The organism is Endozoicomonas sp. SESOKO3, from assembly GCF_024606255.1.
Map to the genome: position 1 here is coordinate 1 of NZ_JAHHPR010000402.1, position 2022 is coordinate 2022.

Consider the following 2022-nt stretch of genomic DNA (forward strand, 5'->3'; position numbering starts at 1 on the left):
TATTGTAGTGGCTCAATAAATTAAACTGTTCTTCTCTCGATACGCTTGAGTGAGCAACCGAACAGATAAATAACAAGCATGAGAATAACGGTATTAGTTTACCGGATGTTTTCATTATTCATATCCTTAATTTGAGTAACTGACTTATTATCAGAAAACGACAAAGCGAGTTTTCCCGTACCGCCACAAACCTGCTTGTTTGTGGTTGTGAAAACCCGATCAGCACGCGCAGGAACGAGTCATAAGTCCTTAGAATTTTGTTGTTTTCATGAGGCTTTCCTTATAGTACAGCAATGTAATTCACGCTATCATTGTTTGCTCATTCATAAGATGAAATTTAATTGGCCGTCGCTCGCATCGAACTCGTTGTTAATTGAACAAGGTGTACAAGTAATCCAAAGGAGCATAAAACTTCATCCATTGGGTACGGGCTGTTTCGGTGAGACTTTCTTCAAGTGAGTAACCATAAACAGCATTGTTTGAAACGCCATTGATTAAAGCCAGAGCTAATGCAGGAGCCAAGGTAACAGCGCCGTTTCTCATTAAATGTTCTGAGTCCAGTATCCGGCTTTGTTGAAATAAAAATTGTATGGATCCGGTTCCGGCTATCGTTCCGATTAAGATCTCACTTCCATTCAGGTGTCTAACGTCAGGTATAGCTAAGGTTATGGTGATAAGTTCAGCTATGTTCAAGGATAGATCTGATCTGCCCCAGGAAACCATGGCCGCGGATATGGCTGTAGTAATCGATCCGGCTATGGCTCCGCTTCCCGCTGCTGCTATGGCTCCGCTTCCCGCTGCTGCTATGGCTTTTGCTTCTTTCTCCTCTATACCAGCACTGTCTGAATTAAGTACTGGAAGATAGCTTATTGCTGATATTGTTTCCGTCAATCCAGCAGATATCAAGTAAGCAATGGCCGCTTCCAAAGATGTTGAACCTATGGCGAGCATCTTTTTATAGAACATTATTCCGACCAGCATGCTAGCAGTTGATGACAACATGAAATATTCATTTCGGGCATAATCTAAAGGTTGGATTGTGCTTGTGTTCTGTTTCCTCAAGCTCCGAATAGCACTGGCTCCGGTTACGGTTCTTGCCACTACCTCATGGGTAAAATAAATCGCAGTTTTAATGGTGGCAGAATAAGGATTCTGGTGAGTGTATGTTTGATAACCAACGTAGGCTGTTCCTACAAATCGCAGTGGTTGCCACCAGGGCAGCTCAAGGGGCCACGGTGATAGGTGCCCGGCTAAGGCAACTTCAGTGGAGGTGATAACGGCTGCGAGTTGATGACAAAAAGATGCTCTGATCCCATGTAACTCATTTTCTTCTGTGCCTGACAGGTCAAAGCGACCTGCAAGGGCTGATACTACCTCGGGTGATTTGCAGATGCCGTACCAGAATCCATATTGGATCAGGGTTGAAACGGCCAGCCCGGAACCGCTGATAAACAGATTCAGACTGTCTCCAACTAATGATGCATTATTGTAGTGGCTCAATAAGTTAAACTGTTCTTCTTTCGATACGCCTGAGTGAGCGAATGAACAGATCAATAACAAGCACGAGAATAGTGGTATTAGTTTACCGGATGTTTTCATTGTTCATATCCTTAACTCGAATAACTGTTTTATTGCCAGGAAACGACAAACCTGGTCTTCCCGTACCACTATTAATATGCTTGTTTTTAGTTGTAAAAAAACCGGCCAGCACACTGAGGAATCTGTCACAAGTCCTTGGGACTTAGTTGTTTTAATGAGACCTTTTAGTACAGTAATGGGATTTTCGCCATCATTTTTTGGTGATTCATAATCTAATTATCCGTCGCTTGCATCTTACTCATTCTTAATTAAACAAGGTGTACAAATAATCCAGTGGAGCATAAACCTTCTGCCATTGGTTGCGGGCTGTTTCGGAAAAACTTTCTTCCAGCGAGACGCCATATAGAGCATTGTTTGAAAAGCCATTGATCAGAGCAAGGGTGAATGCATGAATCAAGATTATAGCGACGTTGCTCAATAAAT

General features: G+C 42.6%; 1 protein-coding gene. It reads right to left on the reverse strand.

Annotated elements, in window-relative coordinates; all coding sequences use genetic code 11:
- Positions 1 to 369: 369 nt before the first annotated feature.
- Positions 370 to 1500, reverse strand: coding sequence for a hypothetical protein (locus KDK18_RS07000; RefSeq protein WP_257254162.1), 1131 nt, complete (start codon positions 1498 to 1500; stop codon positions 370 to 372).
- Between the last annotated feature and the right edge of the window lie 522 nt (positions 1501 to 2022).